Source organism: Mycobacterium sp. 012931, assembly GCF_000419295.1.
GTDB classification, from domain to species: Bacteria; Actinomycetota; Actinomycetes; order Mycobacteriales; family Mycobacteriaceae; genus Mycobacterium; species Mycobacterium marinum.
In genome coordinates this window covers 1,340,589-1,367,174 of sequence record NZ_AOPX01000001.1, presented here as the reverse complement: position 1 = coordinate 1,367,174, position 26,586 = coordinate 1,340,589, and the positions used below count along the sequence as shown (strand labels likewise).

The 26,586-nt window shown below is 65.6% G+C and carries 23 protein-coding genes, 1 tRNA gene and 2 pseudogenes; 15 read left to right on the top strand and 11 right to left on the bottom strand.

Going from position 1 to position 26,586, the window contains the following annotated elements:
• Positions 1–19: 19 nt before the first annotated feature.
• Positions 20–571, top strand: coding sequence for a MarR family winged helix-turn-helix transcriptional regulator (locus tag MMSP_RS06150; RefSeq protein ID WP_015357231.1), 552 nt, complete (start codon positions 20–22; stop codon positions 569–571).
• A 9-nt stretch (positions 572–580) separates the two neighbouring features.
• Here the strand turns inward: MMSP_RS06150 and fni are convergent, their stop codons facing one another.
• The 6 genes from fni to MMSP_RS06120 all read right to left on the bottom strand — a co-directional run bounded on the left by fni (position 581) and on the right by MMSP_RS06120 (position 5,649).
• Positions 581–1,627, bottom strand: coding sequence for a type 2 isopentenyl-diphosphate Delta-isomerase (gene fni, locus MMSP_RS06145; protein WP_020785894.1), 1,047 nt, complete (start codon positions 1,625–1,627; stop codon positions 581–583).
• Between the two features lie 116 nt (positions 1,628–1,743).
• Positions 1,744–2,451: an RES family NAD+ phosphorylase gene (locus tag MMSP_RS06140; protein WP_015357233.1), complete on the bottom strand. Its 708-nt coding sequence runs from the start codon at positions 2,449–2,451 to the stop codon at positions 1,744–1,746.
• Complete coding sequence (locus tag MMSP_RS06135) at positions 2,445–3,047, bottom strand: helix-turn-helix domain-containing protein (RefSeq protein WP_012396350.1); 603 nt, start codon at positions 3,045–3,047, stop codon at positions 2,445–2,447. The genes MMSP_RS06140 and MMSP_RS06135 overlap by 7 nt, the downstream gene beginning before the upstream one ends.
• 81 nt (positions 3,048–3,128) lie before the next feature.
• Positions 3,129–4,613: an amino acid permease gene (locus MMSP_RS06130; RefSeq protein WP_020785893.1), complete on the bottom strand. Its 1,485-nt coding sequence runs from the start codon at positions 4,611–4,613 to the stop codon at positions 3,129–3,131.
• Between the two features lie 43 nt (positions 4,614–4,656).
• On the bottom strand, positions 4,657–4,899 hold the full coding sequence (locus MMSP_RS06125) for a hypothetical protein (RefSeq protein WP_012396352.1): 243 nt from the start codon (positions 4,897–4,899) through the stop codon (positions 4,657–4,659).
• A gap of 189 nt (positions 4,900–5,088) precedes the next feature.
• Positions 5,089–5,649 carry an AAA family ATPase gene (locus tag MMSP_RS06120; RefSeq protein ID WP_012396353.1) on the bottom strand — a complete coding sequence of 187 codons (561 nt, stop codon included), beginning with the start codon at positions 5,647–5,649 and terminating at the stop codon, positions 5,089–5,091.
• Positions 5,650–5,836: 187 nt separating this feature from the next.
• Here MMSP_RS06120 and MMSP_RS06115 point away from each other — a divergent pair.
• The 5 genes and pseudogenes from MMSP_RS06115 to MMSP_RS06095 all read left to right on the top strand — a co-directional run bounded on the left by MMSP_RS06115 (position 5,837) and on the right by MMSP_RS06095 (position 10,820).
• Positions 5,837–6,774, top strand: a pseudogene (locus MMSP_RS06115) (SDR family oxidoreductase).
• Positions 6,771–7,585: pseudogene (locus MMSP_RS06110) on the top strand (acetoacetate decarboxylase family protein). The pseudogenes MMSP_RS06115 and MMSP_RS06110 overlap by 4 nt, the downstream one beginning before the upstream one ends.
• Before the next feature lie 2 nt (positions 7,586–7,587).
• On the top strand, positions 7,588–8,802 hold the full coding sequence (locus MMSP_RS06105) for an amidohydrolase family protein (protein ID WP_012396356.1): 1,215 nt from the start codon (positions 7,588–7,590) through the stop codon (positions 8,800–8,802).
• A 14-nt stretch (positions 8,803–8,816) separates the two neighbouring features.
• Entirely contained in the window at positions 8,817–10,112 is a 1,296-nt protein-coding gene (locus tag MMSP_RS06100; RefSeq protein WP_174524134.1) for an amidohydrolase family protein, read from the top strand.
• A gap of 87 nt (positions 10,113–10,199) precedes the next feature.
• Positions 10,200–10,820 carry a hypothetical protein gene (locus MMSP_RS06095; protein WP_020785887.1) on the top strand — a complete coding sequence of 207 codons (621 nt, stop codon included), beginning with the start codon at positions 10,200–10,202 and terminating at the stop codon, positions 10,818–10,820.
• A gap of 268 nt (positions 10,821–11,088) precedes the next feature.
• Here the strand turns inward: MMSP_RS06095 and MMSP_RS06090 are convergent, their stop codons facing one another.
• Both MMSP_RS06090 and MMSP_RS06085 read right to left on the bottom strand, forming a co-directional pair.
• Positions 11,089–11,292, bottom strand: coding sequence for a cold-shock protein (locus tag MMSP_RS06090; protein ID WP_012396359.1), 204 nt, complete (start codon positions 11,290–11,292; stop codon positions 11,089–11,091).
• Positions 11,293–11,384: 92 nt separating this feature from the next.
• The gene (locus MMSP_RS06085) at positions 11,385–12,746 is read right to left on the bottom strand and encodes a DEAD/DEAH box helicase (protein ID WP_036427119.1); all 1,362 of its coding nucleotides are present in this window, start codon (positions 12,744–12,746) and stop codon (positions 11,385–11,387) included.
• Positions 12,747–12,776: 30 nt separating this feature from the next.
• On the opposite strand from MMSP_RS06085, the gene MMSP_RS27395 reads away from it, so the two are divergent.
• The 5 genes from MMSP_RS27395 (at position 12,777) to MMSP_RS06065 (ending at position 19,032) form a co-directional block, all read left to right on the top strand.
• The gene (locus MMSP_RS27395) at positions 12,777–12,953 is read left to right on the top strand and encodes a hypothetical protein (RefSeq protein WP_020730806.1); all 177 of its coding nucleotides are present in this window, start codon (positions 12,777–12,779) and stop codon (positions 12,951–12,953) included.
• Positions 12,954–13,174: 221 nt separating this feature from the next.
• Positions 13,175–13,309 (top strand): hypothetical protein, encoded by a 135-nt coding sequence (locus MMSP_RS29310; RefSeq protein ID WP_012396361.1) that lies wholly within the window; start codon positions 13,175–13,177, stop codon positions 13,307–13,309.
• 488 nt (positions 13,310–13,797) lie between these two features.
• On the top strand, positions 13,798–17,532 hold the full coding sequence (gene metH / locus MMSP_RS06075; RefSeq protein ID WP_020785883.1) for a methionine synthase: 3,735 nt from the start codon (positions 13,798–13,800) through the stop codon (positions 17,530–17,532).
• Between the two features lie 406 nt (positions 17,533–17,938).
• Positions 17,939–18,607: a nucleotidyltransferase domain-containing protein gene (locus MMSP_RS06070; RefSeq protein WP_020785882.1), complete on the top strand. Its 669-nt coding sequence runs from the start codon at positions 17,939–17,941 to the stop codon at positions 18,605–18,607.
• Positions 18,607–19,032 carry a hypothetical protein gene (locus MMSP_RS06065; RefSeq protein WP_020726655.1) on the top strand — a complete coding sequence of 142 codons (426 nt, stop codon included), beginning with the start codon at positions 18,607–18,609 and terminating at the stop codon, positions 19,030–19,032. The genes MMSP_RS06070 and MMSP_RS06065 overlap by 1 nt, the downstream gene beginning before the upstream one ends.
• A 241-nt stretch (positions 19,033–19,273) precedes the next feature.
• On the opposite strand, the gene MMSP_RS06060 is transcribed toward MMSP_RS06065, so the two are convergent.
• A tRNA-Phe gene (locus MMSP_RS06060) sits at positions 19,274–19,338 on the bottom strand.
• A 174-nt stretch (positions 19,339–19,512) separates the two neighbouring features.
• On the opposite strand from MMSP_RS06060, the gene MMSP_RS06055 reads away from it, so the two are divergent.
• The gene (locus tag MMSP_RS06055; protein WP_020785881.1) at positions 19,513–21,027 is read left to right on the top strand and encodes a hypothetical protein; all 1,515 of its coding nucleotides are present in this window, start codon (positions 19,513–19,515) and stop codon (positions 21,025–21,027) included.
• A 29-nt stretch (positions 21,028–21,056) separates the two neighbouring features.
• On the opposite strand, the gene MMSP_RS06050 is transcribed toward MMSP_RS06055, so the two are convergent.
• Positions 21,057–22,316, bottom strand: coding sequence for a hypothetical protein (locus MMSP_RS06050; RefSeq protein WP_020785880.1), 1,260 nt, complete (start codon positions 22,314–22,316; stop codon positions 21,057–21,059).
• A gap of 716 nt (positions 22,317–23,032) precedes the next feature.
• Here MMSP_RS06050 and MMSP_RS06045 point away from each other — a divergent pair.
• From MMSP_RS06045 to MMSP_RS06035, 3 genes are all read left to right on the top strand, one after another.
• Positions 23,033–23,536, top strand: a complete 504-nt coding sequence (locus tag MMSP_RS06045) for a helix-turn-helix domain-containing protein (RefSeq protein WP_020785879.1) — start codon at positions 23,033–23,035, stop codon at positions 23,534–23,536.
• A gap of 30 nt (positions 23,537–23,566) precedes the next feature.
• Complete coding sequence (locus MMSP_RS06040) at positions 23,567–24,166, top strand: PIN domain-containing protein (protein WP_020785878.1); 600 nt, start codon at positions 23,567–23,569, stop codon at positions 24,164–24,166.
• 342 nt (positions 24,167–24,508) lie between these two features.
• Positions 24,509–25,903 carry a hypothetical protein gene (locus MMSP_RS06035; protein WP_235065680.1) on the top strand — a complete coding sequence of 465 codons (1,395 nt, stop codon included), beginning with the start codon at positions 24,509–24,511 and terminating at the stop codon, positions 25,901–25,903.
• 6 nt (positions 25,904–25,909) lie between these two features.
• Here the strand turns inward: MMSP_RS06035 and MMSP_RS06030 are convergent, their stop codons facing one another.
• A complete protein-coding gene (locus MMSP_RS06030) occupies positions 25,910–26,563 on the bottom strand; it encodes a hypothetical protein (protein ID WP_020785876.1) in 654 nt (217 codons plus the stop codon).
• Between the last annotated feature and the right edge of the window lie 23 nt (positions 26,564–26,586).

Here is a 26,586-nt window from a genome sequence, read left to right as displayed (position 1 = left end):
CCGAAAAGGATGCAGGCAGGTGACCAAGCGCGTCGCTGTGAATCGACAGCCGAGTCGAGCCGAGCTGGAGCGGCTGTTATCGGCTGATCTGCGCTCAATCACCGCTCATTCTGACCGTGTCGGCCGCTACTACGCCCGACACAACGATCTCAGCCACGGCGACTTCCAGGCGTTGCTGCACATCATGGTCGCCGAGACCGCGGGGACACCCGTGACACCGGCCCAGCTCAGCCAGCGATTGGACGTCTCGGCCGCTGCGATCACCTATCTTGCCGATCGGATGATCCATGCCGGGCACATCCGCCGCGAAGCCGATCCGGACGACCGGCGCAAATCACACCTTCGCTTCGAGCAAAGCAGCCTGGAGCTCGCACACAAGTTTTTCATGCCGCTCGGCGACCACATGCGCGAGGCGATGGCTGATCTGTCCGACCGCGATCTGCGGGCCGCACACCGGGTGTTGACGGCGATGATGGACGGGATGGAGACCTTCGAAAAGGAGCTCTACGAGTCGCCCGCGCCGACATCGGGGCGCCCCCGCAAAACGCCGGCGCAGGCGGAAAGCCCCTAAACCGCTCGGCTACCGGATGGCTGTCACACCGATGTCGCGCAGCGACGTGAGATCCGGCGCACCGCAACAGTGCAGGCAGACTCGGAGTTCGTCGAGGAACAGCTGCAACCAATCCTGCACCGCCGTGGCGGATTCGATCGCCGGCGCAAGCAACGGGCGGGCAATCGCGACCACATCGGCGCCCAGGGCGATCGCTTTGGCCGCATCCATTCCCGTGCGGATGCCACCGGAGGCGACCAGCGGGACAGCCGGCAACGCTTGGCGCACCTCGACAATCGCCTCAGCGGTGGGGATACCCCAGTCAGCCAATTCCGGATAGCGCAGCTCGCCGTAGCGAACCAACTGCTCCACCCGCGACCATGAGGTTCCTCCGGCGCCGGCCACGTCGATACCCGATACCGGCAGCCCGCCGGGCAGCCGCAGCAGCTGCGCGACGGCCGCGGCCCCGATACCGTGGCCAACCTCCTTGAGCAGCACCGGATAGTCCAGCAGGTCGGCCGCGTCGCGCAGCCGGCCCAGCGACCCGGAGAAGTCGGTATCACCACCGTGCTGCATCGCTTCCTGCAGTGAGTTAGCGTGCACCGCAAGTGCATTCGCGCCAACCCGGCGCAGCGCGGCGGCCACCGCGGGAACCGCGGCCTTGGTCAACTGAGCCAGACCGATGTTGCCGATCAACAACACGTCGGGTGCCACCTCGCGCACCGCGAAACTCGACGCCGCCCGCTGCCCGCGGGCATCGTCGAGCATGATCCGCTGCGAGCCCAGCATCATTCCGATACCGAGGCGCTGCGCGGCGGTGGCCAAATTTCGGTTGATCATCGCGGACAGCTCGGCACCGCCGGTCATCGCGCCGATCAGGACCGGGGCACGCAATGGCGCGCCAAAAAACTCGGCCGACAAGTCGATGTCGGCGAGGCTGGTTTGGGTCAGTGCGTTGAAGGGCAGGCGGTAGCGTTCGAGCCCGGTCGTCACGCCGACGTAGTTGACCTCGTCGTTGAGGCACACGTCGATGTGCCGGCGCTTACGGCTGGAGATCTCGGCCGGGTCGTTGGTCATCGGGCAGCACCGGCCGTCGCCATCATGATCCTCGTCGCGGCAAGCAATGCGAGTCCTTCTTGGGGTTCAACGACGCCGTCACTGATGTCACAGAGCCTACCGCGCGCGCGGTTTGGTCAAGTTGCCGAAATGTCACACAACGGGCAGGAATCGACCCGTGCGGCGGTCATCGCGAGCTCGGCGGCGGCCACCAGAACCCGAGGCCAGATAGCCGCGTCGGCCAGCGCGAAGTCCTGGCGCTGGCGCGCGCGAGTCCGCACATGGTCGACAGCACCATCGGTGTCCCACAACGCCAGCGCGCGACCGTTGCTGTGCGCGGCGTGGTAGTAGACACCGTGTACCGGGCGGCGCGCCGGCTGATCTTCGTAGATGGCCCGTGCCCAGGCCTGAGTGCGAACCCGTGGATAGGCGCCGGTGGCCAGCGACGGCAACGCGCCAATGCGCATCGCGGCGCCCTCGGATCGCAGATCCAGCACCACGATCTCGGTGCGCGGACGCAACAGCCCGACGCGAAACCGGGGACAGACGGCGGCCTCGCCCAGGTCACCAAAGACCTCGCCCAGCGCGGTGGCCAGGGTGCCGGCAACGTAGAGCACAGATCTTCCCTCGGGACAGATCGCCGGATGAGCTGCCGGCGGCGTGTGGTGGTCGAGGCGGTGCAGCGGCCCGAAGGCGCGATGGGTGATGGCGTCCGGGGTGTGCGCGGACAGGTGATAGACCCGGCACCACTGCCAGCCGCGGGCGCTCAGCGTTTCCGGCCACTTCCACGTCCAGACCCGACCACCTGAGAGCGGACGATTCGGTTCGCCGAGGTCGGCTACCACGCCGCCGCGGTCGACTTCGCCACCACCGCGATCACATCGTCGACGCGACCGGCGGCCAGGGCATCGGCCGGTGTGATGTCACCCAGTTCCGGGTTCGGCGTGGCGGCCCACTTGCTCAAGGCGACGATTCCCCCCGGAAAGGCCTGTCGCAGTTCGGCGATTCCCGACAGAAAGCCGCGTTGTGCCCCGGCGTTGAGCTGCCACATGGGTATTCGCCACTGGCGCCCGTCCTTGAGACCGATCAGGTCGCCACCGGTGATCCGGTCAAGCACGGCCTGGCTGGAGATGTCGAGCAACTCGGCAACCTCCGCCGTCGACAGCGACATGGTCAGCAATTCTCGGCGGGCAACGAAGTCGTCCTGCAATGCCTGCAGCGCAGCGCTGCTCATCTCCTTGGCGGTTGGCGCACTACCCCACAACGATTCGTCCAGACCGCCCGTGTCCCGTGCCGCGACGGCTTCTACAAAGCCCGCTTTGACCGACGCGGGCGCCGCGTCCAACACCGCGTGCACCGCGGAACTCAGCTGTGCGGCCGACGCGCTGGCCCGCTGACGCCGTCGCGGCGCCGCCTTACGCGTCGGGGTGCGGGTGACCATACCTCGAGGTTATACCAAGATAACCAAGCAAACACGGCCTCATCGCGCCCGATCGGGCCCGGCAGTCACCGCCGGATTCCGCTATTTCTTGTCCATCGGCCCCGGGTTGGCAACCACGGGAAATTCACCGGTATAGCCGATACGTCTGCGCGCAATCTCCAGCACGCGGTCGCGGACCAGGAACCAACCGCCGATCAGCATCGGAATGATCAGTCCCAGGGTCGCCACCGTCCAGGTGCCGATTGGGTAGGAGAACCCCATCAGAACCAGCACCGCGAACAGGAACACCAAGGTGAGATAACCGGTGTAGGGCGCGCCCCACATCCGAAACGACGGCCGGTACACGATGCCCTGCTTCGACCAGCGGAACAGCTGGATCTGGCAGCACACGATGGTTGCCCAGGACGCGAGGATGCCCAGCGCCGCGATATTGAGGACGATCTCGAAAGCCATCTCGGGCACGACGCCGTTGAGCAGCACCCCGATCAGGCCGATGGCAGCCGTCAGACAGATCCCGCCGTAGGGAACTCCTCGTTGCGACATCCGTGCGGTGAAACTCGGGGCACTGCCGTTCATCGCCATCGACCGCAGGATGCGCCCGGTCGAATACAAACCCGCGTTGAGGCTGGAGAACGCCGCGGTCATCACCACCACGTTCATGATCGAGCCGGCGCCGGTGACCCCGATCTTGTCGAAGAAGGTGACAAACGGGCTCTCACCGGCCTTGTAGTCGGCGTAGGGCAGCAGCAGGCCGAGCAAGAACAGCGATCCAACGTAGAACAGGGCAATACGCGCGATCACCGAGTTGATGGCACGCGGCATCACCTTCTCCGGCTCCGCCGTCTCCCCCGCTGCCGTGCCGACCAGCTCGACCGCCGCATAGGCGAAGACCACGCCCGAGGTGACGACGACCAGCGGCAGCAGGCCGTACGGGAAGAGTCCGCCGCCGTGGGCGAGCAGGCCGAGACCGGTGGAATGACCATCGACGGGGTAACGGCCGGCCAGGAATATGGTGCCCACGACCAGGAAAGTCAGCAGCGACACCACCTTGATCAGGGCCGCCCAGAACTCGATCTCACCGAACAGGGTCACCGAGATCAGGTTCATGCTCAACGCGATACCCAGCGCGAACAACGCCAGCACCCACTGCGGGATGCCCTCGAACACCCGCCAGAAATGGAAGTAGGTGGCGATCGCTGTCGAGTCGACAATCGAGGTCATCGCCCAGTTCAGGAAATACATCCAGCCGGCGACATAGGCCGCCTTTTCGCCGAAGAATTCGCGCGCATAGGAGACAAACGAGCCCGACGACGGCCGGTGCAGCACGAGTTCACCCAACGCCCGCAAGATCAGGAAGGCGAACACTCCACAGACCGCGTAGACCAGAAACAGTGCCGGACCGGCGCTGGCCAGCCGTCCACCGGCGCCAAGGAACAGGCCGGTGCCAATCGCACCGCCGATCGCGATCATCTGTAGCTGGCGCGGCTTAAGGCTCTTGTGATAGCCGGCATCTTCGCTCGCGAGAGCGATGTCATCGGGATGGGTCGGGCTCGACGGGGTTCTCAACGCTCAGATGCCTCTTTCCCAGTTCGGTCGCTGGCTGTGGGGATCAGCCGCCGGGGGCAGGTTCCGAGCCCGCGGGATCGTCCGGGCCCGGAGTGTGTGGTGGTGTCGGAATATCACGAAACGTAAAGATGAAGCCGAACGCCGCCACCGCGGCGGCGATCGCATAGCCGATGATCGAATACCAACCTGCGTGCAGGTATGCGGTAACCGCGACAAGTGCCATGGCACCAAAGACCATCGACATTCCGATAAGCGGCGTCTTGGCCTTGAAATCAACAAAGCGCATGGATAAAAACCTCGTCGGGTGGCGAACGAATGTGGACTAAGTAAACACGGTGTGGACGATCATGTCCTGTTGGGCAACCGACCCGCCAACCCACCCCTTGTGCTATACGACCAATCCGCTGCGCCTTTGCCGCGACAATGGCCACCGATCAGTTGCGTCGTGTCCCGGCCCGCCGCGGTCGCGGGGTGGTCACGGCGCGAGCGGCGAGATCATCCGGCTGATCGTCGCGACCCGACGGTCGAGCCGGTCGGCCGGAATATCGATGAGTTGATAACCGAATTCGCGGTAGCTGTCTTCGTGGATTCGTTCGAACCTCAACGCCTCCGCCATGTCGATTCGGCGGGTCGTGGTGGGTTGGCAGAAGCCCAAGTTCCGGACGAAAAAGACCTGCCGCTGATAGGTGTGCTCGGCGGCAATCCGGTCAAGCTCGGCCGTCAGCGCCGCGCAAACGGGCAGCCCGAGATAGACGGCGAGCGCGTGGGTGCACACCGGCGAGCGGTCAAAGAAGCAAACGCCGGGGCCCGTCGGGTCGGCCGCAACTTGGCGCCGGCGCTGTGTCTCGACAACCTCGTCGATAAACGACGCTTTGGTCGCACCCGTCCAGGGTGCGTCTTCGCCGCGCGCCTGCCGACCGAGGATGACATCGGTGGCGGCCTCCGCCACGACGGCGTGTCCGAGCTGTGCGAGCCGCCGCAAGATCGACGTCTTACCCGCTCCAGGCGTGCCGGTGAGAATGTATCGGCGGGTCAATTTCGTTGGTTTCCTCGGTGTCGGTAGACGGTAATCGCCGCGGGCGCGGCTCGACGCGACCCGATGGGGTGGTGGCGTGGACGGGAGACCCCGCGGCCGGAGCCGGAATCCTTCCCGATTCAACCCCTTGAGGCAACATCTGCAAGATGTGACGATTGCCTCAATGGATGCCTCAGTGGATGCCTCGATGCAGGACCTTCAAGGCAAGGTGGCCGTGGTGACCGGCGGGGCCGGAGGCATAGGCCGAGCCCTGGGGAAGCGCTTCGGCATGGAAGGCATGAAGGTGGTGCTCGCCGACGTCCTCGCCGAACCGCTGGACCGGGCGACCCGCGCACTCACGGACGAGGGCATCGAGGCGGTCGGCGTGGTTACCGACGTTACCGACTATTCCTCGGTCGAGGCGTTGGCCAAGGAGACGTTGCACCGATTCGGCGCGGTGCACGTGGTGTGCAACAACGCCGGCACCGGCGGGGTCTCCGAGGGCTACATGTGGGAACACGACCTAGCCGACTGGCACTGGGGGATAGATGTCAACGTCGTGGGCGTCATCCACGGCATCAAAGCCTTCGTGCCCATCCTGCTCGAGCGCGGCGAGGGACACGTGGTGAACACCTGCTCGGGCAACGGCGGGTTCGCGCCGATCGCCCGGGGGCCATGGGCGGGCCGGCCATGGCGGTCTATCCGATGACCAAGGCCGCCGTGCTCTGCCTGACCGAGAGCCTCTACACCCACCTGGAGATGACCGGGACGCGGGTGCGGGCGCATGCCCTTTTCCCCGGCGGTTTCCTCAACACCGGCATCTGGGAGTCATGGCGGCACCGGCCACAGCGCTACGCCGCGACCCAGACGCGCCGCACCCCCGAGCACACCCTGGCCGACGTCGTGGGTCGCTTCGAGGCCGCCGGCGCCCGCGTCGAGTTCACCCCGCTCGCCGCGGTCGCCGACCAAGTGGTGGAGGGAATACGAGCCGACCGGTTCTGGATGATGGGCCCGCCCACACCGGCCGATGAGGTGGTCACCCGCAAGGCGGCATCGATCGTGGCCCGCGCCGACCCCGACTACCTGGTGGATGTGCTCGGCCGCAACGCCGCCAAGGAGCCGGAAACCGAAGGAGGAAAGCGTTGATTACCAACGCAGTTCGCTATGGTCCCCGCCCACCCGAAGCGCAAGTCGACCATGAGATCGATGCCACCAAGGCACCCATCGCCACCGAGGCGGTGACCGTCACCTACCTCACCGATCCGCAGATCGTCGCGGCCGTGCTGCCCAAACCGCTGCAGCCGGCCGACGAACCGCTGGTGCGGGTCCAGCTGCAGCGGGTCCAGATAGCGGGCCGCCCGCCATTCGGGTCGGCGGTGTTTGCGGTGACCGCCCGGCACGGCGACCTGCAGGGCGATTACCCCTTTTCATGCCCCAGTCCACCGAACAGTCGGTCACCGGTGGGCGCGAAACATTCGGTGAACCAAAGAAATTGGCCCACATCGAGGTCGACCATGCCGGTAGCCGCGTCAGCGCCACCGTTGACCGGATGGGCTATCGGCTGATCACCGTCAGCGGTCAGGTGAGCGGCGGCGCGCCGTTGCCGCCCGACCAGGTGAACACCGAGTTCTACTTCAAGTTCCTGCGCTCCCCCGACGGCAACGGCATCACCGACCCGCACTTGGTCTACGGCGAATATCACCGCCACTACGAGCTGCTGGAGAACATCGACGGCAGCCTCGAGCTCGGCGAGTCTCCGCTGGACCCCGTGGCCGACATCGTGATTCGCCAGATCAGGTCGATCACCTGGTGCCGCCGGCGCACCATCCAGGTGGGTCGGATCGCCACCCGGGTACCCCAGGAGTGGCTGCTGCCCTATGTGCACCAGCGCTATGACGAACCCCATGACGCCCCAGCCCCGGCCACGCCCCCCAGCCCTGAGCCGGCCCAGGCATAGCCATGGACCGATACACGGTTATTTCGGCTGACTGCCACGCCGGGGCGGACCTGCTCGACTACCGCGAGTATCTCGAGGCGAAGTACCAAGACGAGTTCGACGACTGGGCCAAGACGTTTGTGAATCCGTTCGGCGACCTCAGCGAGCCGGACGCCGAACACAACTGGGACAGCGATCGTCGCAACGCGGAACTGGACTCCGATGGCGTTGCGGGAGAGGTCATCTTCCCCAATACGGTGCCGCCGTTCTTCCCGCAGGGCAGCTTGGCCGCTCCCCCACCGAGTACCGCCCGGGACCTCGAACTGCGGTGGGCCGGCCTGCGTGCGCACAATCGCTGGCTGGCGGACTTCTGCTCGTTGTCCCCCGAACGGCGCGCCGGGGTGGGCCAGATCCTGCTCGGGGACGTCGACGAGGCCGTCGCCGAAGTGGCACAGATCGCCAAGCTGGGGCTGCGCGGCGGCGTGTTGCTGCCCGGGGTTGCCCCCGGCACCGGCATCCCCGCGCTGTATGCCGAGCACTGGGAGCCGCTCTGGGCGGCGTGCGCGCAGGCGGGCCTGGTGATCAACCACCACGGCGGCAATGCCGGACCCAGCCCGATCGACGGATGGGGTAGCTCGCTGGCGGTGTGGGTGTACGAGTCGCACTGGTGGGCACATCGCGCGCTCTGGCACCTGATCTTCAGCGGCGTGCTCGATCGCTATCCGGATCTCACCGTGGTCCTGACCGAGCAAGGCACCGGGTGGATACCGGCGACCCTCGACTCACTGGACGTGGCGGCAGCCCGTTACCGGCGGCCCAATTCGGCCATCGCCCGCTTCGCCGGGCCCACCGCCGGCTCGCTGCCGCTGCAGCCCAGCCAGTACTGGGCCCGCCAGTGCTACGTCGGCGCCAGCTTCCTGCGCCCGGTCGAATGTGCACAGCGCCACCGAATCGGTGTCGACCGCATCATGTGGGGCAGCGACTACCCACACATGGAAGGGACCGCTCCCTACAGCCGGGAAGCGCTGCGCCACACCTTCAGCGACGTCGACCCCGACGAGGTGGCGGCCATGGTGGGCGGGAATGCGGCGGCCGTCTACGGCTTCGATCTGCAGGCCCTCGCGCCGCTGGCCGCCCGCATCGGCCCAACCGTCACCGAAGTCGCCGAGCCACTGGCAGCCATCCCCGCCGACGCGAGCAGCACCGCGTTCGAGCCCGACCCCATCCGCGCCTGGTAGCGAGAGGACTCTCCATGGAAGCCCGTAAGGCCCCGAACCCCCTGGAACCGTATGTGGTCATCTCCGCGGACTGCCACGCCGAGCTGCCGACCGAGCAGTACCGCGAGTACGTCGACCCCGACTACCGCGAGGACTTCGAGGTCTACCTGGCCGAGAAGGCCGCCGCGTCGCAGGTCGGTGGGTTCATCGACGAACAGTTCGCGCAGGACTGGTTCTCCGAGCACGGCGAGGGCATCGCCGGTGGCTGGGATGTGGGCCTGCGGGACAAGGAGCTCGACAGCGACGGGGTGGTCGGCGAGGTCATCTTCCCCGACGCCGACGCCGTTTCCGGGGTCGCCGGCGCGCCCTTCGGCGCCGGTCTGGCCCAGTCGGGCTCGCTCGACCCGGGGCGGGCCATGGCCGGGGCGCGGGCCCACAACCGCTGGTTGGCCGAGCTGTTCAGCCACAGCCCCGAGCGCCGCGCGGGCGTCGCGGTGGTGCCGATCCTGGCCGACGTCGACGCGGCGGTCGCCGAGATCACCCGGGCGGCGGAGTCGGGGCTGCGGGGCGGGATCATGATTCCCGCCCTGTGGGCCAGCTACCCGCCTTACCACGACCGTCGCTATGACAAGGTCTGGGCCGCCTGCCAGGACCTGCAGATGCCGGTACACACCCACGTCGGCGCCGCCCCGCAGCAGGAGTACGGCGAGCACCTGGGCATCTATGTCACCGAGGTGCGCTGGTGGGGAGTCCGCCCGCTGTGGTTCGCGTTGTGGTCGGGGGTGTTCGAGCGCTTCCCCGGGCTGCGCTGGGGCGCCACCGAGTGTGGCGCGTTTTGGGCCAACGACCTGCTGTGGCTGATGGACACGCGGTACCTGCGGGAGCACTCGGCCAAGAAGATGAGCCATCTGCTGGAGGGCGACCTGACGATGCCCCCCTCGGCCTACTTCGACCGCAACTGTTTTATCGGGGCCACCACCACCGAGCGCCGGGAGCTGGCGCGGCGCTACGAGATCGGGGTGTCCAACATGCTGTGGGGCAGCGACTTTCCGCATCCGGAAGGGACCTGGCCGCACACCCGGGAATGGCTGCGGCGATCGTTTTGGGACATCCCCATCGACGAGACCCGCCAGATCCTGGGCCTGGCGGCGGCCGAGGTGTACAACTTCGATCTGGACGCACTGGCTCCGCTGGCCGGGCGCATCGGTCCTACCCCGGCGGACCTGGGCCAAGACGATGCGGTGAGCGTCCCCAAGTGGGAGGCGGCCCGCCAGGCGCGCCGGCACTGGCTTACCGGCGCGGAGCCGCTGGCTGACCTGGTGCAGAACTAGGGCCCCTCACGGGACACCGGTTTCCGCGGTGTCGTCCAGCCATTAGTCGCCGCGCGCTGACCGGGCGCGCCTCATCGAGCGCACAGTATGGGCGGCAACGGCGCCGATGGAGGTGACGGCCATTCCGGTGACCCGTCGTGGCGCTCCGGAGGGGATGGCGGTAACGGTGGGAACGGCGCCTACGGGGGCAGTGGCGGGCAGGGCGGCCTCAGCGGTGACGGCGCCACCAGGGCCGCCCACGGTGTCCAGGGAACCATGGGCGACGGCGGTGACGGCGGCGATGGCGGCAACGGCTCCACCACCAGCGATCAACCCGACATCGACGGCGGCAACGGCGGGTATGGCGGCTGGGGTTTCAACGGCGGCAACGGCGGCGACGGCGGCACCCGCCCGAAGGGCGCGCTTTTCTTCAGATCCGGTGGTGACGGCGGTTTCGGCGGCTGGGGCGGCAACGGATACGGCGGCGTCGGCGGCGACGGCGGTAACGGCGGCTGGGGCGGTAACGGCGTGAACGGATACGGCGTGCTCAACCCCGGATGGGGCGGCGACGGCGGCAACGGTGGAGCCGGCGGTACCGCTTACACCAGCGGCGGCGTATACGCCGGTGGGCCCGTCCAACCCGGCACCGAAGGCACCGGGCCGTCCGGCGATCATGGCGGTTTCGGCGGTTCGGGCGGCATCGGCGGGCACGGCGGCCAAGCCCCGTAGATCCTGCCGGGCCGAGGTGATCTTGCTGGGGGTTTGTGCGCGCGCTCCCCTGGTTCAACGACCAGATCGAGCACGGCCGACTTCCCCCGGCGGTACCGCTACCGAAGCCCTGTTGGGCGCACAGCGAAACAGCCGGGGGAAGTGCTACAGCTTCCGTTCGGGGAACCCAGCGAACCGTCACCGACCCGATCCGGGCCGGTCACACGGCACACCCATCGAGTGGATGAGCCGCTAAGGCTGGATTTCCCCGAAGATTTGCGAGGGGTTCCTAGACGGCGCTGACTCCTACCGCCTGGGGCCCCTTGGTACCTTGCTCAACCTCGAACTGAACCCGCTGGTTCTCCTCGAGCGAGCGATAGCCACTGCCCTGGATCTCCGAGTAGTGGACGAAGAGGTCCTTCGTGCCGTCGTCAGGAGTGATGAAGCCGAAGCCCTTTTCTCCGTTGAACCATTTCACAGTTCCCTGTGCCATTCACTTACTTCTTTCATTTAACTACCGGACGTACCAACAACGACCGGACAACTAGCGTAGCGCAAGCCGCAATCATTGAAACTGATTGCGTCCTATGACGTTTCCTGACGCATACGACCAGGCCGGGGACCCCGTCGGCGGCTGCCGGAACCCGCGGACCTCGGCCGCGGCGAACCATGCGGCGCCGCACCATTCCTCGGCGCGGCCCCCTTCTTCGGCGCGGCCCCCTTTTTCGGTGCGCCCGCCTTCTTCAGTGCCGCCACCTGCTTCGGCGCGGGAGCTTGATAGGGCGCAATGTCACCGACCAGCTCATGTACGGCGGCCGAGTCGGCGGTGACCTCTTGCGGAGTGACCCGGATTCCGGCACGACGCATCAGCGCATGAGTGTCCTTGCGCTGCTCGGGCAGCACGACGGTCACGACGTCACCCGCGTTCCCGGCCCGCGCCGTGCGGCCGGACCGGTGCAGGTAAGCCTTGTGCTCGGCGGGTGGGTCGATGTGCACCACCAATTCGATGCCGTCGACATGCACGCCGCGGGCGGCGATGTCGGTGGCGACCAGCACCCGCGCCTCACCCTTGCTGAAGGCGGCGAGGTTTCGATCGCGGGCGGGTTGGGAAAGGTTGCCGTGCAGATCGACGGCCGGGACACCGGATTCGGTGAGCTGCTTGGCAAGCTTGCGCGCTTGATGTTTGGTGCGCATGAACAGGATTCGGCGGCCGGTACCCGAGGCAAGGCGGTGCACCAGGTCCTTCTTGGCTGCCGCGCCCGAGACGTGGAACACGTGGTGGACCATCTGGGGCACCGGCGAATCGGAGCTATCGACCGAGTGCAGCACGGCGTCATGCAGGAATCGGTTGACCAGCTTGTCGACCCCGTTGTCCAGGGTCGCCGAGAACAGCAGTCGCTGCCCGCCGCTCGGGGTGGCCGCAAGAATGCGGGTGACCCCGGGCAGGAAACCGAGATCGGCCATGTGATCGGCTTCGTCGATCACCGTGATCTCGATCGAGTCGAGGCTGATCAATCGTTGCTTCATCAGGTCTTCCAGCCGGCCCGGGCAGGCCACGACGATGTCGACGCCGGAATTGAGCGCCGTCACCTGCCTGCCTTCCGGCACCCCACCGAAGATCGTGGTCACCCGCAGGCCATTGACCGCGGCCAAAGGTTGCAGCGTCGCGGTGATCTGGCTGGCCAACTCCCGGGTGGGGGCAAGAACCAGACCCGTGGGCCGGGCTGGGCGGCGCGGGCGCCCGGCCAGCCTGCTGACCATCGGAAGGGAGAAGGCCAGCGTCTTGCCACTGCCGGTCTTGCCGCGGCCGAGGACGTCTCGGCCGCCGAGCGTGTCGGGCAGCGTTTCGATCTGGATAGGGAAGGGATGGCTGATCCCGCGGGCGGCGAGCACCTCGATGAGCGATTCGCCCACGCCGAGATCAGCAAAGGTCGTACCAGTAGTCAATTTGATGTCTTTCAGGATCGGTTCCGCCGAGTGGGCAGCGAGATACGCGCGTTCGGTCAGTACAAGGTGGCGAAATTGCCGGTGGGCAAAATCGATCGCCGAGATACGAACTGCGCCGGCATCAGCCCCGAAAGCAGGGCGAGCACGGGGGGTGAAGAAGCGTTTCACGACGTGCTGACCATCGAATGCAACGGTCAACGTTGTTAGCAGCATAACAGCACAGCGACCTCGGACGTGCCCACCACCGCCGCCGGGTGGGCGTGAGTGCCCAACATCACTGCCCGTACAGTTATGTATGAACCGCGCTCTAGCGGTGATCGCAACTCTTCAACGCACCACCAGGAAGACCTGCGCGCGATACGATCGTCGTCGTTCGTCCTTCTGTCGACAGTGCTAACCAGCCGACCCCTTCATTGGAAGGACACCAAGTGGACAACTCGAACCTGTTCTCCCACCCGGAGACACCGGAATACATCGCCCCGGGCGAAACCTCTGGCCAACCGGTCAGCTACCCGACGTTTTCAGACCGGCCCGACAACGGATCTGCCACCTCGGCGACGTAATCATTCGAGACGACTGGCCGCGCGCCAAGGTCACCTCGATCAAACCTATTGGCCGCCAACCGATGTAGTGATCGTTCGTGCACCGCTACCTGGTGCCACTTGTGTTTCGGGCCAGCGTGGCACCAGAAGCGTTGGCAGCGACACCTTCTGAGGTATCGGCGGCGGGATCACGCATCAGCGCAGTCTCGGCGACGATTGTGTCACTGTCCGGCGCCCAAGCTCGGGCCCGGCAAACCATGCCCCAGGAGTTGAACCGAACCGGGCCAGCGACGCGCTCGTTTGGCACCGGTGATGGTGTCCGAGCCTGGGCGGCCTCGGTGGTGATAACCGCCCGCCGAAGCTCGGACACTTAGCACAAGCAACGAACCGCCGCGTGACGACGTAGACTTTTGTGGGTCGAGAGGCGTTGCAACGGTTCGCCGGTTCCCCGCCGGTATCCGCCACGCTCGGCAGAGTCAAGGACGCCTTCCGCTACGGAGGGAATAAACGTGAGCGCCTTTGAGCCGAATATCCGCCCTGACTGCACCGACGCACTGACGGCCACCCTCGGCCAGCGGATCATGGTGATCGACGGGGCGATGGGCACGGCGATCCAGCGGGACCGCCCGGATGAGGCCGGCTATCGAGGCGAGCGGTTCAAGGACTGGCCGAGCGATCTGGTGGGCAACAACGACCTGCTCAGCCTGACGCAGCCGCAGATCATCGAGGGAATCCACCGCGAGTACCTGCAGGCGGGCGCCGACATTCTGGAGACCAACACGTTCAACGCGAACGCGGTCTCGCTCTCCGACTACGACATGGCCGAGCTGGCCTACGAACTCAACTACGCCGGCGCGGCCCTGGCGCGGGCGGCCGCCGACGAGTTCAGCACCCCGGAGAAGCCCCGTTACGTGGCCGGGGCGCTGGGGCCGACGACGCGGACCGCATCGATCTCGCCAGACGTCAACGACCCCGGAGCCCGCAACGTCTCCTACGACCAACTGGTCGCCGCCTACCTGGAAGCCGCCAACGGCCTGGTCGACGGCGGCGCCGACATAATCATCATCGAGACCATCTTCGACTCCCTGAACGCCAAGGCGGCGGTGTTCGCCGTCGAAACGCTGTTCGAGGACCGCGGACGCCGCTGGCCGGTGATCATCTCGGGCACCATCACCGACGCTTCCGGGCGAACGCTGTCCGGTCAGGTGACCGAAGCATTCTGGAACGCGATCAGGCACGCGAAGCCGATCGCGGTGGGCCTCAACTGCGCCCTGGGTGCGCCGGAGATGCGGCCCTACATCGCCGAGATGGCCCGGATCGCGGACACCTTTGTCTCCTGCTACCCGAACGCCGGTCTGCCCAATGCCTTCGGCGAGTACGACGAGACCCCCGAGCATCAGGCCGGCTACATCGCCGAGTTTGCCGACGCCGGCCTGGTCAACCTGGTCGGTGGGTGCTGCGGGACGGCGCCGCCGCACATCGCCGAGATCGCCAAGGTCGTGGAGGGCAAGGCACCCCGCGAGCTGCCGGAGATCCCGGTGGCCACCCGGCTCTCGGGCCTGGAGCCACTGAACATCACCGACGACTCCCTGTTCGTGAACATCGGCGAGCGCACCAACATCACCGGATCCGCCCGGTTCCGCAACCTGATCAAGGCCGAGGACTACGACACCGCCCTGTCGGTCGCCCTGCAGCAGGTCGAGGTCGGTGCGCAGGTCATCGACATCAACATGGACGAGGGCATGATCGACGGCGTCGCCGCGATGGATCGGTTCACCAAGCTGATCGCGGCCGAGCCGGACATCAGCCGGGTCCCGGTGATGATCGACTCCTCCAAGTGGGAGGTCATCGAGGCGGGCCTGAAGAACGTGCAGGGTAAGCCGATCGTCAACTCGATCTCGATGAAGGAGGGCGAGGAGAAGTTCGTCCGCGAGGCGCGGCTGTGCCGCAAGTACGGCGCCGCCGTGGTCGTGATGGCCTTCGACGAAAAGGGCCAGGCCGACAACCTGGAGCGGCGCAAGGAGATCTGCGAGCGCGCCTACCGGATTCTGACCGAAGAGGTCGGCTTCCCGGCCGAGGACATCATCTTCGACCCGAACTGCTTCGCGCTGGCGACCGGCATCGAGGAGCACGCGACCTACGGCATCGACTTCATCGAGGCCTGCGCCTGGATCAAGGAGAACCTTCCCGGGGTACACATCTCCGGCGGTATCTCGAACGTGTCGTTCTCGTTCAGGGGAAACAACCCCGTTCGCGAGGCGATCCACGCGGTGTTCCTGTTCCACGCCATCAAGGCCGGCCTGGATATGGGCATCGTCAACGCCGGCGCGCTGGTGCCCTACGACTCGATCGACCCCGAGCTGCGGGAACGCATCGAGGACGTCGTCCTGAACCGTCGCGAGGACGCGGCCGAACGGCTGTTGGAGATCGCCGAACGGTTCAACACCAAGGGCAAGCCCGAAGACCCGGCCGCGGCCGAGTGGCGCAGCCTTCCCGTCCGCGAGCGGATCACGCACGCCCTGGTCAAGGGCATCGACGCGCACGTCGACGCCGATACCGAGGAACTGCGGGCCGAGATCGCCGCCGCGGGTGGCCGCCCGATCGAGGTGATCGAGGGTCCGCTGATGGACGGCATGAACGTGGTCGGCGACCTGTTCGGCGCGGGCAAGATGTTCCTGCCCCAAGTGGTGAAGTCGGCCCGGGTGATGAAGAAGGCGGTGGCCTACCTGCTGCCGTTCATCGAGGCGGAGAAGGCGCAGTCCGGCTCCACGGAGCAGGACAAGACCAACGGCATCATCATCATGGCGACCGTCAAGGGCGACGTCCACGACATCGGCAAGAACATCGTCGGGGTGGTGCTGCAGTGCAACAACTACACCGTGGTCGACCTCGGAGTGATGGTGCCCGCCGAGAAGATCCTGGCCGCGGCCCGGGAGTACGACGCCGACATCATTGGGCTGTCCGGCCTGATCACCCCGTCCCTGGACGAGATGGTCAACTTCGCCGCCGCAATGGAACGCGAGGGAATGCAGATCCCGCTGCTGATCGGCGGCGCGACCACCTCACGCGCGCACACGGCGGTGAAGGTGGCGCCGCGTCGCAGCGGCCCGGTGGTGTGGGTCAAGGACGCCTCCCGCTCGGTGCCCGTCGCCGCCGCGTTGCTCGACGACAAGCAGCGCCCGGGCCTGCTGGAGGCCACCGCGGCCGACTACGCGGCCCTGCGCGAGCGGCACTCGCAGAAGAACGAGCGGCCGATGCTGACGCTGGAGAAGGCCCGCGCCAACCGGACGCCGATCGACTGGGACGGCTACACGCCGCCGCTGCCCGCGCAAGGTCTCGGGGTGCGCGAGTTTCATGACTACGACCTGGCCGAGTTGCGCGAGTACATCGACTGGCAGCCGTTCTTCAACGCCTGGGAGATGAAGGGCCGATTCCCCGACATCCTCAACAATCCGGCCACCGGCGAGGCCGCCCGCAAGCTGTACAACGACGCTCAAGAAATGCTCGACACCCTGATCCGGGAGAAGTGGCTCACCGCCAACGGGGTGATCGGGTTCTTCCCGGCAAACGCGGTCGGTGACGACATCGAGGTGTACACCGACGAGACCCGTGCCGAGGTGCTGACCACGTTGCACAACCTGCGCCAGCAGGGTGAGCACCGGGCCGGCATTCCGAACCGGTCGCTGGGCGACTTCATCGCGCCCAAGGACACCGGTCTTGCCGACTACGTCGGCGCCTTCGCCGTCACCGCGGGGCTGGGCAGCCAGACCAAGATCGTGGAGTTCAAGGAGGCGCTCGACGACTACAGCGCGATTCTGCTGGAGTCGATCGCCGACCGGCTGGCCGAGGCGTTTGCCGAGCGGATGCACCAGCGGGTCCGCGAGGAGTTCTGGGGATACCAGCCCGACGAGCAACTGGACAACGAGGCGCTCATCGGTGAGAGGTACGTCGGCATCCGCCCGGCGCCGGGCTACCCGGCCTGCCCGGAGCACACCGAGAAGACGACGCTGTTCGAGTTGATGGACGTGACCAAGCGGACCGGCATCGAGCTGACCGAGTCGATGGCGATGTGGCCCGGTGCCGCCGTCAGCGGCTGGTATTTCTCGCACCCGCAGTCGCAGTACTTCGTGGTCGGCCGGATGGCCCAGGACCAGGTCGCCGACTACGCCAAGCGCAAGGGCTGGACCCTGCCGGAGGCCGAGCGCTGGCTGGGCCCCAACCTCGGCTACAACCCGGAGGACTGAGGGCTCCACCGAGAAGCCGCCGCTGCGCGGCCCGAGCGGCCTGGCAAGGGCGACAGATTCATTGGGAGTTTGAGCCGGACGGGAGATGGCCGGACCGGTAGAGCGGGTGTGGTGGCGGCGCGGCGCTTGAGAGCGCCCTAATGCGGCCAGAGCGCCGCGCTACCGAGTCCGCCATCTGATCCCGCGGTCCTGACGCACGATCGGGCCGGGTCGAAATGTCAGCCACTTTTGCGGCGCCGCGCGAGGTGAAGTCCGAACGCGACGATGTATGCCGCCCTTCCAACCGTCGCATTGTAGACCCAAAAGCATTTCAACTTTAGTTGTATATCTCTAACTATAGTTGCAGCACCGCTCTAACTATAGTTGAATTGCTCTAACTTTAGTTACAAGCAAGGGAGCGCCCTCGGTGCAGCTGAACCGGCCATTCGCTACGGTGACGCCGACGTTGGACGGCGACGTTCTCGGCGTTCTGGCGACCAGCGAGGTGACGTTCACGATCACCCAGATCCAGCGCATCCTGACCACCGCGTCAGGGGAAGGCATCCGCAAAGTCCTCACCCGCCTCACCACCCAAGGTGTGGTACTCAATGATCAGGTCGGTAGAACCAACACCTACCGACTCAACACCGAACATCTTGCGGCAGAGCCGATCCTGGCGCTGTCGCGGCTGACCGCAACGTTCCTGGACCGCCTCGAAGCGCACCTCAAAGGGTGGGGAAAGACGCTCAAGTACGCCGCCGTGTTCGGCTCAGCGGCAACGGGCCGGATGACTCTCCACAGCGACATCGACCTGTTACTGGTGCGTGCCTCCGACCCCGAACACGATAGCCATCCAGAGGAACCGGAGGTGTGGGAACAACGGGTGGCCGAACTAGTACGGTCGGTCACCGCCTGGACTGGTAACGATGGCCGCGTCGTCGAGTACACCGAAGATGAGCTTCGCGCCGCAGCCGCCGCCGGTGAGCCGCTGCTAAGTGACGTGGCTAGGCAAGGCCTGACCGTCTCCGGGACACGTGCATGGCTCAATAGGCAGCTGCGTCCCATAGGCAAGGCCAAGGCGGCGAGGAGGGCCTGATGGCAGGGACGCGCGAGTGCAATTCCGTTGTCACCGCGGGGCGCCTGTCCAAGGCAGTTGAGTTCTTCGACGCCGCTGAGCATCTCGAAGATGAAATGCCCAACGCGGCGGGTGATCTGTTCGTGGACGCCGGTATCGCCGCGTCCGACGTCATCTGCTGCGTCCGACTCGGCGTGCATTCGTCAGGCGGGACTCACAGCGAAGCCATAACACTGCTTAGAACGGCCGACAGCGGATCCGAAAAATACCTGAGCACCCTCCTCGGCCTCAAGAATAAGGCGGCCTACACACACCAGGATCTATCCACCGCCGAGTGCAAGAAGATGAACCGCGCTGCTTCCCATCTAGTCGAGACAGCCAAACGGGTCACCGCGTCAGCAAGCCACAAACCTGACACAGAAAAACAGCGGCAACCCGATCGGTGACCCCCACTGGAACAAGGCCATCAAGAAGACCGGCCTGGCGCCGCTCACGATCCACGACCTGCGCCATACCAACGCCAGCCGGCGAATGTATACAGCGATCTCTCTCAGATGAACTCGACCACGTAGCCACCAACCTCGATCGGCTCCACGACGTCGCACGAAACCAGGCGAACCGACAGGAACCGGACAAGACCACCCATCCATAGGGTGCAGTCATCGTGTCCATACAGGTCAAAGAGTGTGGCCAGGGGCGGGATCGAACCGCCGACCTTCCGCTTTTCAGGCGGACGGATTAGCCGCTGACCTGCGGTTTATTCGATGCTGCGCGTCAAATGCGCCGCATTGAGCTGCGCTGACGTATTCAGTCTGTCCGGCGAACGGACATAGACCGGACAAGGTGCTTGCACTCCTGACCAGGAGCTTCGGCGCTGCCGCCTGCGTTGTGGGCAGCCTTTGGGGCTCCAAGGAGCAGGCACCCCGATGCCCAGCATCGAATCATCAGCCGCCGTATCGACACCCTCGACGCGGGACTCGACATCGGCATCACAACACTCGTCTTCGCGGCATGGTGTCGCTGCCGCCTCGGTTGACGGGAGGTCGCGAGCGCCCGAGGCCGCCCAGGCCGCAGGGCGCGAGAACCACAGCGGTCGGCCGGACGTCGACCGAGGCACCGGCTTCAACCCGGCCCGGGCCGGCGGGCTTGTTATATGTGCCGAAAATGTCCGCGAGTCGCTCGCCGACGGGGTCGCGACTGGCGATCTGCGGGCGATCGACGCATTGGGGCTGCGGTTCCCAAGTCCCGAGATGGTCACCGCGGCTGCGGCACTGTTCGAGCCGGCAGCACCGTGGGCTTGCGGTCCTGGCCGTCGAGGCGCCGAACCTGAATCGGGTCGTTTTCGCATCACCGTCGGTCCCGGCGTCGTGCGACTCGGGTGGACCAATCCCGTCCGGGTCGAGAAAGCCGCCGAGCGGGGCGTCGGTTGTCACCAACGTGACGTTGACGATGCGAAGTTCCATTTCCGAAGTGACCTCGAAGGCGATGTCGGGCACGGTGATCGGGCCGTCGGGTCTTCGACACGACGGAGCCTTACGGCACCCGACCAGTGCAACACCGGCGGTGTCATCACTGAGTGGTCCCGCAAATCACGCTCGTCGATGTGCCGGACCTTCGCCGAGCTGGATTACACCCCTCTTGTGGAGTCTGGCCGCGTCCCGGCCATGGTCACTCTCACCTATCCCGGCGACTGGGAAGTCGTCGCCCCGGACGGCGCCAGCGTGAAGCGGCACATGGTGTTGTGGCGCAAACGATTTGAGCGCGAATACGGCGAGCCGGTTCGGCACATCTGGAAACTCGAGTTTCAGCGGCGCGGCGCACCGCACATTCACCTGTGGATGGCTCCGCCGACATCACCGGGTCGCTCCAGACGGGGCTTCGCTCACTGGTTGTCCGAGACGTGGGCTGAGGTTGTCGACCATCCCAACGCCGAGCAGAAGGCCCGGCACCGGCTCGCCGGGACCGCAATCGACGTGCGCAATGGCTTGCGGGCGTGCGATCCGAAGCGGCTGGCCATCTACTTCACCAAGCATTCATCACCAAACGTGCACGGCGACAAGGAGTATCAGCACATCGTGCCAGAACTATGGCGGGAGCCCGGCCGCGGGCCGGGCCGGTTCTGGGGTGTTTACGGACTCAAGAGAGCCATTGTCGTCGTCGAGGTGACCCAGGACGCGTACATCGCTGCCCGCCGGATCGTGCGGCGGTGGTCGCGGAACCAGGCGGTGTACGGCGATTCGGGTAGTCACTTCCCCACTTCCGTGGTCCCGCGCACGGCCACGCGCCTGGTCCCGCGCATCAACCGCGATACCGGCACTTTGACGTACCGGCGGGTCCGCCGACGACGAACGCTCTGCAATCAAGGCGGCCTGGCCGACGGATATGCCCTCGTGAATGACGGTCCAGCGTTCGTCGTCAAGCTTGCGCTCGCAATCACGTAGGCGCCGACCGCTTATTGGCCGCGCGATACTCACCTTCGGCGTAAGAATGCCTGGAAGACGCCTTTCAGTTCGGCGGTCTTGTCCTTGGCAGCACCGGTTAGATCGATTGCTCTGTCCTTGGCCGCGTCGGCCAAATCCGTGGCCTTGTCTTTGGCTGTCGCGACACCCTCTGTTCCCGTTGCCCGCGCTTTGTCCAAGGCTTCGCCGACGGCCTGGCGCCACCGCCTCGCATCGGTCGCCGCGTCGCCCGACTCGATGCCAAGGCGGTCGCGAAAAGCCACCACATCCGTCGCAATCTCGTTGCTCGACCGCACGGCCGCAGGCGCGTCGCGTGGATTGAGCAGTACTTTGGAGTTCGCGCCGCGGACCGTCTCGTTCATTTGGGTCAGTAAGCGGGCGGTGCTGCTCGAGATGAGACCCAGCCGCTTCTGACGGGCCTCAATCAGGCCCAGGCGGTGACTGTTGAGATCCTCGGGAGCGGAATCGAGCACCCGATCGAGTTCCAGCACGGCTAACCCGTCGTGGAGCTGGAAGCAGCGCGCGATGACCGCCAGCCACTCGCGCACCTTCGGCTCCGCCTCCTTGGTGGCCTTGGCAATCTTGCCGAGGTCGGCCTTCTTCTCCAGAGTCTCGGCGATGGCTTCAAATTGGCGTATGGCATATGCCTGCGTCCGCGCGAGCACGAATGAGCCCGACTGGATCTTCGACCAAGTGATCTCCGAAACCCGCCCAACCTGGTCGCGCACGGCGAGCGCTTCCTCTATGGCTAGGTCGACGCCGATCATCTCCGCCAAAGCCGCGTCCTTCTGTGTACGCAGGATGTCATCGACCTTCTCGTTGATCTCTTGGAGATACTCCACGATCTGGTCCATCTGCTGTTGCATCGCCTGTTGTTGTATCATCGTTGACACCGCCGACAAGGCCAACGGACCACTAAGCAGCTTCGTCGGGGCCTGAGCGATCTGAAGCCACTGCTTGATCTCACCGGGCTTGCCGATCATCGCGTGACTGACACCGGGGGTCTCGGTCGCCATCAGCCCGTATTGCTTGACGGCCTGCGCGGACTCAGCAGTCAGCTTGACCCAGCGTCCCGAGTTTGTGGCAACTTCCGAGCCGACTTGCATCGCCGTCCCACCCGTGCCCACGAACGACGAAAGACGGCGAGCATCCAGAACCTTCGAGGGCGCCCGGTCGAGGCCATGGTCAAGCAAGAAGCGCTCAACATCGGCTGAGTTACCGATCACGGCCAAACCATCGCCGTCGGTAACCAATTCGATCTCGTTGCCCATCTTTTCTCCGTTGAATCGAGACCATTGGGCAGCCACTCGGCTTGCCTTGCCGATAGACGCTACCGGCGCGCCCTGACGGGACGCGAACGATCAAGAAGCTACCCGCGCCGGTGTCGCTGGACGGCACTCTAATAACGTCGCGGCTCGCTGGCGTTGGAATTCAGCTCAGCGCCCGTCAAACCTAATTCGTTCGGGTGTAGCGATACGGCGAGTACGGATCTTAGGGTTTGAACATGGCCTCTCCATCACCACATTCCCGTTCACTGCAACGACGGCCGCCAGCCTGGCAACGTTGGGTGCTCAACGCACTGCACGGCTTCGATAGGCGCATCATTGACGACTGGAGAGCGCTCATGAGTAACCACCTCCAACGGTCAGGTGGTGCCACCCCAATGCGGACCGCTCAATACACCGTCGATGCGCTGCTCTATGTGGACAGACTCCGCTCAGCGACCGCACTGCTTGCTTCACACGGTAATCCTGCGGGGCGCCACCAACTGGCCGATGCCGCTCTCGACTTGAAGTCCGCTATCGACAGCTTATGTGAAGCACGAGACCAGCTACTGAAAGCTGCTGGCGCCGAACGAGTTACCTACGATTAGCCTCGGGAAATCAACATTGCGATGCAGAGCCCAGCCTGCCACCCTTTTCGTAACTTTCGTAACTATGCTACGCTTAGCTTCGTTCCGATGGTGAGATGAAAGGAAGTGAGACCCATGAGCAGCGCCTCCGCGGAGATTGTTAACCCGGTTCCGGCTGATGCCAATGGGCTTGCCGATGTACTCAGCTTCATCGAGGCGCACGAGGCCCGTCACGGGACCTCTCCTGAGCCTGCCTTTTTCCTGTCCGGTGCGAGCGAACATGACCGCGTCGAACTGACCGAACAGCTTCACGAGGTCCTCAAGCGTGCCGCCCACGCCCTCAGCCACGGCCAGTCGATCAGCATCCTGACTCGCGACCAGGAAATCTCCACCCAGCAGGCCGCCGAGATCCTCGGCCTCAGCCGCCCCACGGTGGTTCGCCTCATCCAGAACGGCGAATTAGACGCGCACGTGCCTGGCGCGGTGCGACGCAAGCTGCGGCTTGCCGATGTCCTTGCCTACCGCGAGGAGCTTCACGCCCGGCGCAACCGGTTCATCAGCGAAAGCTCGGCGGAGTTCGCGGATGCCAATGCCTACGAAGTCGCCGAGTTACTCGCCGAGGCGAAACGCAAGCGTTGACTTTCTGCGGCGTTTGAAAGACTCGCCCACGTGTATCGCGCTGTCCTCGACACCTGTGCCCTCGTGCCGAGCCTTCAGCGTGACTTCTTGCTGCAGTTGGCCGCCGAGGAGGCGTACGCGCCTGTCTGGGGATCTGGGATTCTCTTCGAGCTGAACTACGTACTGGCCGGCCTGCGCGACAAGGGGGGAATCACCGATAGCGCTAGTCGCCGTCAGCACCTTTTCGACCAGCTGAAGGCTGCATTTCCTGGCTCAGAGGTTCACGCATCCAAAGACCGCGACTACAGCTACGGCCTCAATGATCCCGATGACGGCCACGTCGCCCACGCCGCGATCATCGGCAAAGCCGACGCCATCGTCACCGACGATGGCCGGGCCGGGTTCAGCACAGCACGCGTGCTCGTGGAGGCCGATATCGAGACCGTGCACCCACATCAGTTCGCCGCGAACACAGTGTCAGCACACCCGCATGCAGGAGTACGGGCGTTGCGAGAGATGTCGAATCGCCGAACCAACCCGCGGCAGACCCCGGAACAGATCCTTGAGCTGCTGGTGACACGGCACATCATGACCGAGGTCGCCGAAATTCTGCTGCCGCTGCTGGCGGAAGACATCCGGTGCCCGGGCTGACCAAACCTCAATCAACTTCACGCGACTGAAATTCACACACCGAAGACCGGACAAAAACCAGACGAATCAAACTATCCACCGAGTGCATGACCCGTATTTATGCAATTAGAACGTGGGGCCGCCCAGCAGACGGTTCGCCGCGGAGCCAATCGAACCGCTGCTGGCGGCGGCCAACCACGCCGAGGACCCCGTCGCACGGGTCGAGGACGTAGTGCTCATCGGAGTCCGCGCGGCTGGCCCTTGCGCGATCAACGCACCGGTACCCACCCGGTTGCCTACACCCCGGCGAGATCATGCCGCGTGCCGCCCAGAGCTGTCGCCACCGAGCAATACGCTAATCCGGTGGATCCGCGGCCGATCACGCTGAGCGACATCGACACGACCCGTGCGCTTCGCACCGACGACGAGCTTCTTCGCCTCGTCGCGGCGATCCACGGCTCCCGGCCCGAGGCCCAGGAGACGAACTGGCTGGAGTGGAAGAGCACCCTCGACCTCAGCGTCGCTGCGGGCAAGTTCGCGGTAGCCAAGGCGGTCCTCGGGTTCGCCAACCGGTCCGTCGACGATGCTAGGCCCCAATACGGCGGCGTCGCCTACATGGTCGTGGGCGTGGAACCCGGCGCCGCGGCTGGAATCCCTGCCGTCGACCACGCCGACCTCACGCCGGGGATCAAGACGTACGCATCCACCCCTCGGTTCACGCCGCGCACGGTCCGATTCGAAGGCGTCGAGGTGCTCGTCGTGGTCGTCGAAGCGCCTGAGCCCGGCGACCCGCAGCACACCCTGCAGAAGCAGTACGACAAGTACCACGCCGGGATCGTCTTCCACCGCGGGGCAGGGCGCACGGCGCCGGCGGGTCCCAAGGAGATTGAGATGCTCGGCCGCCGTCTCCTGCAGGGCGCGCAGCGGCCAGAACTGGACCTGACGCTGACGGCCACCGCGGACCCGCTCATCCGCCTCAGCATCGAGCGGGAGGACCTTGAGGACTGGCTGCGTCGGCATGAGACGTACGTCCGGGCCAACAGCGGCAAGCCCCCGGATCGGCCACCTCCACGCCCCAAGCCACAGCCCAATCCGGCTCGTCCGGCCTGGACCGCGTACGACACGTTCAGCTCCCTCGGTGACATCACCGGGCCGCTGGGGATGCTCCGGTACGCCGACCCAAAGGACGCCGGGGAGTTCGACCGCCGGGTCGGCGACTACCTCACCAGGCTGCGCAGCCGGCTGATGGACCACGTGCTCCGCCAGATCGTCAACGACGATGAAGCGAACACAGCGTGCTTCCAGGTCGGCAACGATACCGACGACCCGGTCTCCGGTGTGCAGTTGACGGTCCGCATCCGCAAGGGCGGGGTTCTGGTCCGCACCTGCCCGCCGAATGTCCGTGACCTTCCCCCGCTGCCGAAGTGGCCGGACCCGCTGGACCAGATGCGTGAGAACGCTCTCGCCGGGATGACCAGGGCGCAGGTCCCCGACTTCTTCCCGCATGCCGGGTCCGTCTCCGACAAGGGTGGCGTTTTCGAGGTCACGTGGAACGTCGGTGACCTCCGGCCGCGCGAGCAGTCTGGCGACTTCACACTGACCATCGTCGCCGGTAGAAACGCACCCGAGGAGATCGCCGTGGAGATGACCTCCAGTGCGATGGACCGCCGTGGCACCCGAACGAAAACCGAGCAGCTGACGGTCGCAGCGGAAGTGTGGACCCTCGACGACTTCTACAACGCCGAGCCGGAGGACTGACCGACTCTAGATGAGGGTGAACAGGTTCTTCAGATCGCCACCCGACGCGAGGTTCTGGCTGCGCTGGCGGTACTCATCCCGCTGCTTGCTGGCGTAGACGTCGACCGCCTGCCCGGCGACCGTCGCACGCACCGCTGTGTACAGCGCTTTCTGCGCAATGACTGTGGCGAAGTCGGCGATGCTGTCGCAGGCAGCCGACGACAACGGCCCTCCGTGAATCGCCGCGTTGCGCGACCGCGTGAGCCTGGCTACCCGGTTCTCAAGGCGCTGCTGCTCGATCGCGAACGCTCCACCGAGAGAAGCGCCCGAGGACAAGATGTCGTCGGTCTCGTTGAGCTGGCGGGATAGCCAGTGATCGGCGTATATCCGTTTCAGCACGGCCACGTGGTCCAAAGTCTTCTGCCGGTTGATGCGGAAGCCCCAGCTACCATCCGTGATGTCTTCGCGGATAGTCAGCAACTCCGCGGGGATCCGAGCACCCGGTGAACGATCGGGAACGTGCTGCACGACCGCGGCGAATACGTCGCGAACTGCGCGGTTGGCGAACGAAGTGACGGTGTACTCGTCGAAGAAGTACTCGGCGACGAACGCGTACCACTTGTGGCCCGCGAGAGGAGCCGCCCACCTGTTGCAGTGCTCAATGGCGCGAACCGCGGCCATGATCACGGCTTCGGGGTCGGACC